The sequence below is a fragment of the Rhizobium sp. P1_E1 genome (assembly GCF_056406015.1).
Genome location: NZ_JBFUAY010000418.1, coordinates 1 through 2,269, shown reverse-complemented (window position 1 = coordinate 2,269; position 2,269 = coordinate 1). Strand labels below are relative to the sequence as shown.

Sequence of the window (2,269 nt, the reverse complement as noted above, 5' to 3'; positions counted from 1 at the left end):
GTCTTGGAGCGGTGATCGCCGCGACGACGATGGAAGGCGCGCTCGGCGTGCCGGGCGGCATTCTTGCGGTCTCCCTCGCCGGCCTTTCGATCGGCGCAGTCATCGGCGCCATCGTTACCTATCTCAGGCTTCCTGCAATCATCGTCACGCTGGCCGGCTCATTCATCATCGGCGGGGTCGCACTCATCCTGCTGCCGCGGCCGGGTGGGTTCATTCCCGATTGGCTGTCGACGGTGCTGGCCGGCCACACGCCCGTCGCCTTCCTGTTGCTCGTCGTGATCCTGGCGCTCTGGAAGGCCTTTCTGGCAACGCCGCTCGGCCTCGGCATCTACGCGGCCGGCGACAATCCGGTCGGCGCGTTCCGCTCCGGCGTCCCGGTCGAACGGGTGAAGGTCGCAGCCTTCGCACTGTCCGGTCTTCTGGCAGCCCTGACCGGTCTCTTCGTCGCTGCGCAGACCGGGTCGGGTGATCCAGTTATCGGCACGCCCTTCACGCTGAACTCGATCGCCGCCGCCGTGCTCGGCGGCGTGGGTTTCCTCGGCGGCAAGGGCACGATGCGCGGCGCGATCTGCGGCAGCCTGCTGCTCTCGGTGATGATCAACGTCATGTTCTTCCTGGGCTTCCCGCCGGTCGCGCAATATGTCGCTCAAGGGTTGATCATCGTCGGCGCGGTCGCCGTGCCGGAACTTCTCGGGCAATGGAGGGCAAGACGATGAACATCATCAGGTCCGCGTTCCGCAATCCGCCGCTGCTGACCTTCCTTCTGGTCGCGCTCGTCTGGATCGTCGCAAGTGTCTCGCTGCGCGGTTTCGGCGCCTATGGCCACCTGCGCTACCTGCTCGAACTCGCTGCTGTGATCGGCATTGCCGCCGCCGGTCAGACGCTCGTCATCCTGATGGGCGGCATCGATCTCTCCGTCGGCGCGGTCATCACCGTTACGGCGATCCTGCTGCCGCTGATCTCGCCGGCGTGGGATCCAACCGGCCTCGCCGGCATCGCGGCGGCCCTTGCCATCGCCACCGGCATCGGCCTGATGAACGGCGCCGGTGCTGCTTATCTTCGCGTGCCGCCGATCATCATGACGCTTGCGATGGCGACCTTCCTGCAGGGCTTGCTCGTCATCGTCGCCGGCGGCAGCGCGGTCACCGTCAGCAATCCGGCGGTCATTCTGCTCGGGCAGGCGCGGCCGCTCGGCATTCCCTCAGGCATCATTCTGTGGCTCGTCGTCTCGATCGTCGTCCTGCTGCTCGTCCACCGCATGCCGATCGGCGCGCGTTTCCTTGCGCTTGGGGCGAACCCGCTGGCGGCCCGGCTTTCCGGYGTCAGCGTCACCCGCAACACGCTGATCGTCCACACTCTGTCGGGCTTTTTCGCAGGGCTTGCCGGCATTCTCGTACTCGGCATGAACCGGCAAGGTTATGTCGGCATCGGCGACCCCTACCTGTTGACCTCGATCGCCGCCGTCGTGCTCGGTGGCACCTCCATCCTCGGCGGCCGCGGCACCTATGCAGGGACCATTCCGGGGGCGATCCTGCTCGTCACGACGACGGCGCTGATCACTGTCGTCAATGCCTCGCCCGGCTGGCGATCGATCATGTTCGGCACCTTGATCCTTGCCCTTCTGCTCGTTTCCGGCCGTGAGGCGCGCAGATGACTGATCTCTACGACGGGCCGGTGATCGACCCGCATCACCACCTCTGGGACCTCGGCCTGCAACGCCATCCCTGGCTTCAGCAGGCGCGCGCATCAGGCGAGGAGATGGTTTTCGGCAGTTTAACTCCGATCCTGCGCGACTATGGCATCGACGATTATCGCGCCGATGCTGCTTGTCAGAACGTGATTGCAACCGTGCATGTGGAGGCCGGCTGGTCCGTTGCCTACCCGCTGGAAGAGAGCCGCTGGCTGGATGGCCTCGACCGCAGCTCCGGCGTGGCGCGCCGTTATATCGCGCGCGTGCCCCTCGACGGGCCGGACGCCTTGCGCCTGCTCGAGGCGGAAGCGGCAAATCCCAACGTCGTCGGTATCCGCGATATTCTGAGCTGGCATCCCGATGTGACGAAGAGTTTTGCTTCGCGCGCGAACCGCATGGGCGATCCCGCCTGGCGGGCGGGGTTAGCGCACGCCACGCGGCTCGGGCTGGTCTTCGATCTGATGCTCTATCCCTGGCAGATGAATGAGGCGCTCGAACTGGTGCGCGCTTTTCCGCAAACGCTTTTCGTACTCAACCACGGCGGCAGCCCGGCTGACCGGACGGAGGACGGCATGGCGC

General features: G+C 65.9%; 3 protein-coding genes. All 3 read left to right on the top strand.

Going from position 1 to position 2,269, the window contains the following annotated elements; genetic code table 11:
- Positions 1-716 (top strand): ABC transporter permease (locus AC1D1Z_RS36540; protein ID WP_477853701.1); only part of this gene is annotated, 716 nt, incomplete at its 5' end.
- Positions 713-1,654, top strand: a complete 942-nt coding sequence (locus AC1D1Z_RS36535) for an ABC transporter permease (RefSeq protein WP_128402946.1) — start codon at positions 713-715, stop codon at positions 1,652-1,654. The genes AC1D1Z_RS36540 and AC1D1Z_RS36535, both read left to right, overlap by 4 nt.
- Positions 1,651-2,269, top strand: a 619-nt coding sequence (locus AC1D1Z_RS36530; protein ID WP_477853699.1) for an amidohydrolase family protein, incomplete at its 3' end; no start/stop codon positions are given. The genes AC1D1Z_RS36535 and AC1D1Z_RS36530, both read left to right, overlap by 4 nt.